Below are 4,220 nucleotides of genomic sequence, written 5' to 3'. Positions count from 1 at the left end.
TTGCACGTGGTGCCCGCGCCGTCGGCCCGGCACACGCGCGTTCCGGTCGTGCGGCACACGCCGAGTTCGCCGTTGTCGCAGGTTGCGCCGAGGTCCGGGAAGTCCTCGTCGATCTCGCCGTCACAGTCGTCGTCGAGTCCATTGCACTGCTCGACGAGCACCGTGTCCGTGATGATGTCGGCCATCGCGGCCGACAGTGCCGCGTCATCGCTCACCACGATCGCGGCGCCGGTGCCGCCCGCCGTTGCGATCGCGTCGAGATTGGCGACGATCGACGGGTCGGTCGTGGCGAAGCCGATGACGTGAACCGGGATGCCGGCCGCCAGAAGTGCGGCGGCCGCCGCCTCGGGGTCTCCGCCGCACGTCTCCTCTCCGTCCGTAACGAGGATGACGCGGTAGGGCCGGCACGACACGACCGGGTCGGCGGCCTGGACCGACGACAGGTACGCGAGCGCGGACGCCAGCGTCCCGGCGATCGGCGTCGTGCCGGTGCCGCGCAACTCCCAGTCCATTCCGGGCGGCGGCGTTCCGGCATAGTTGGACTGTCCGTCGATCCACCGCAGGATCGTGTTCTTGTTGTCGTCGGCGAACGACACGAGCAGGTCGCCTGCCGCGAAGCCACCGCCACAAGGCGCCGCGCCGCCGCCTTGCCATCCGCCGGCACCGAGGCTGGCATTGGAGCGCGGGCACGCGAACGCCGTCGCGCGCTGGTGGAAGCGCATGAGCGCGTAGTCGACTTCGCCGAAGCCCGATATGACGTTCGTGATGCCGGCCTTGACCTTCGCGAGCCGGCTGTCGTTCGCCATACCGTCTCCGCAGCCGGACGCCGAGCATTCGGAGCACGCCACGTCGGCGCCTGGGCATTCGAGCGAGCCGTCGCCGCCGGTGAACGTGTTCTGCCCGCACGTGTTCCAGTTCATCGAGCCAGACGTGTCGAACACGAGCAGCATCCGTGCCCGGATGTCGCCTGGCGTGAACGACAGGTCCACCTCGTCATCGTCGAACGCCGAGTGGCAACCGGGGTCATCCGGGAAGTCGACGAACCCGTCGCCATCGTCGTCGACGCCGTTTTGGCACGCCGCAAAGTCGATCTCGTTGGCGTCGTTCGCGTCGCTGCAGCCGGTGTCGGCCGGAAAGTCGGCCGCGCCGTCGCCGTCGTTGTCGATGCCGTCGGAGCACTCCGGCAAGCCGGACTCCGTCGTGTCGTCCGCGTTCGAACAGGAGGGGTCGTCCGGGAAATCCGTGGCGCCGTCGCCGTCGTTGTCGATGCCGTCGGAGCACTCCGGCGGTACGTCGGTCTCGTCGTCGTCCACCGGATCGGCGCAGCCGGGGTCGCCGGGGAAGTCGGCGATGCCGTCGCCGTCGTTGTCGGCCCCGTCGTTGCACGCGTAGCGACCGTCCACGATCACCGGCGCGGACTCGGGGCTCTGCAACTCACCGGGGGCGGTGGCGGTTGCGGTGACGTGCTGGCCGCCGTACAGCGCGGGCAGACCGCATACCGTCCACGTGCCGCCCGCGGCTGTCGCCGTGCCGCGGATGATGCCGTTGACCAGCACTTCGATCAGCGTGCCGTCCGCCTCGGTCGTCGTACCGGACACGCAGGTGTCGCCGGTGACGAGGGGGGCCTGCACCACCGGCGGATCGCTGCGCTGGGCGCCGACCGCGATCGCGCCGAGTGTGCAGCGCGCATCGTTGATGTCCTTGCCGAACCCGACGTCGCGTAGCCACGTCTCGAGGCAACTCGTATAGATCCCCGTCGACACGGTCGGGTCGATCGCCGCGTCGAACGTCAGCGTGACCGAAGCTCCGGCAGCCGGCGCGACCAGGCCGCTGGTGTACGTGTAGCGCGGGCCAGGCCCGGTCGGATCGGGCACCGGGGAGCCGTCGATCCGGCTCGTTCCCGGCACGATCGAGAATCCGGGCGGAAGCGTGACGACGTAGGCCGATTGGCCGTCGATCGCGGTATCGCCGTTGCCGTCGTTGCGGATCGTCCCGGTAAAGGAAACCGTGGCGCCAGGCATGGCCGCCGACGGCGACGGCGTGAGGTCGAGGTGGAGCAAGGCCCGCTGCCCGAGGTCCGTGAGCGCGATCGTCGAAAAGCCGGCCGGCAATTCGGTGGACACGAATGTTCCTCGGTTCAGGGTCGAGCCGTCGCCGGTACCGGTCACATCGACCACTACCGTAAACGTGTACTCGTCCGACGGCGCGAGGGTCGGGATCGTCCACGTGATCGTGCCGGTGCCGGTGTCCACCGCCGGAGCGCCGGTCGCGCTCACGAAGCTCACCTCGCCGGTTTCGTACGTATCGGTGATCACCACGTTCGTATGGTTCGACAGCGACAGGTTCTTGACGCGGATCGTATAGGTGAGCTGATCGCCGACGACGGCGAGGATCTTGTCGACGTCGACCTCGAACAACAGGTCGAGGCGCACGCACGCGGGCGACGGCACGAAATATCGCCATGGGTTGTCCTTGCCGCCCTTGGTCTCAGACGTGGCTGAGCCGTCGCCGCCGAACACCTCGGCGCAGTTTGCGTTTGCTCCGCTGGTTCCCAACCCCGGGTCGAGCGGCAACCCGAGCACCTTCAGCGAGATCTCGGCGAAGTACTCCTCGCCGACGACCAACTCGCCGACGGCGTAGCGCACCGCGTTCGTGCCGACCGGCAGTGGATTGTCGACTGACAGGTCCCAGCCGGCCGCGGTGGGCACGCCGACGCGCGTCGCCGTGCCCGCGCCGGTCGCGGCCGACCCGACGCCGGTGGTCGACCCGGGGTAGTAGATGCGTTGCCACGGTCCCGTGTTGCCGGCCGCTTCGATCAAGTCCGCGCCGGTCTGCGTCGCCTCGAGTCCGTACCACGTGTCGGGCCCGGCGACGGCGGAGCCGTAGCGGTGCGGCGTGTTGCCCTTGCCGTCGACCCGGATGTCCCCGCCGACCGGAGGGCCGAGTTCGCCTTTGGTCCCAAACGCCATCGTCTGCACCCAGTCCCACTGGTTGTGCGCGTAGAGCGTGCCCCCGTTGGGAATGCCGAGCCGCTCGTCGAGTTGATTGCCACCGGTCGGCGGCGGGTTCATCGGAATGCCGTTGAACACCGTGATGAGTTGGTCGCTCGGGTTGCGAGCCGTGCGCGGATCGGTGGAAAAGAAGATGCCTGTGTCCGCGTAAAGCTGCGACATCGACCCCTCTTGCAGCGGCGGAGGAAAGTTGCCGGGGCCGCGCTGCCCCCATCCGTCGGCGGTGAGGCCGCCCGGCCGGGGGGTGACCGTGTTGCCGAACCGGTCGACGATGCGCGCGCCGACGACCTGGGTGTTCGGTGGGATGTAGTCCGTGATGTAGCCGCCGAGACCGCGCACGGCCCCGTTCGGCACCGGTGTGAACTGAAACCGGAACGTGATGACGTCGCCAACGGCCAGCCGGACTTCCGAGCTGCCGCCGCCCGTCGACGTGCCGCTCTCGGGGTCGATCAGCGCGACGGTTTCCGCGGTGATGCGCTTGGAAGTCTGCACTTGGGCGACGCTGTCGCCGCGCGCGTTGGCGGCCACCAGCGCCGACCCCGCGTACAGGACGGCGGCGAACCACGTGTGGCGTTGGCGTTCGGTCATCGGCAGTTCACGGGGCGGTGTCGGCGCAGCAGCGGAATCCCAAATTCGGGAAGGAGAACGTGTCCGACCCGGACACGAAGTCGAACTGGCACGTGAGACCGCTGGCGACGCTGTCGTACGCCCCGCCGCGAATGCGGTAGGCGACGGGCGACGCGCTCACCTGGGTCGCGGTCCATTCCTTGACGTTCCCGCTGAGGTCGAATGCGCCGAAGGCGCTCACGCACGCGGACGACGCCGGCGGCGGACAGCCGTATGCGGTGCCAGACGGCAGGCACACGTCGTCGTCCGGCGGCGCGCAATCGGGGTCGTAGTCGTCGCCGTTGCATGCGTTGGGGGCGTACGCATCGCCGTAGGGATACGCCGTGGCCGACGGCCCCTCGCACGCCGCCTGCCACTCGGCCTCGGTGCACAAGCGCTTGCCCGCCGCCGCGCACGCTGCGGCGGCCTGGCTCCAGGTCACGCTGCGCCAGGGCTTGACGCCAGGGTTCGAGCAGGCGCGGTGCTCGGCGGAGCCGCTCGACGACGGCGTCGCATCGGGCCGGGACGCCTCGTAGGCGTCGATCCAAAAATCGAGGCCGCCCGCGGTGACGTGCACCATGGTGTCCGGCGCGCCCTCGTCGA

At 69.4% G+C, this 4,220-nt stretch carries 2 protein-coding genes; both read right to left on the bottom strand.

Annotated elements, in window-relative coordinates:
* Nucleotides 1-3,599, bottom strand: a 3,599-nt coding sequence (locus D6689_05025; GenBank protein RMH43477.1) for a DUF11 domain-containing protein, incomplete at its 3' end; no start/stop codon positions are given.
* A gap of 7 nt (nt 3,600-3,606) precedes the next feature.
* The coding region (locus tag D6689_05020) for a hypothetical protein (protein ID RMH43476.1) at nt 3,607-4,220 on the bottom strand (614 nt) is incomplete at its 5' end.

The organism is Deltaproteobacteria bacterium (assembly GCA_003696105.1).
GTDB lineage: Bacteria > Myxococcota_A > Polyangia > Haliangiales > J016 > J016.
Note: the sequence above shows the minus strand (reverse complement) of the source record. Positions and strands in the feature narration are given on the sequence as shown.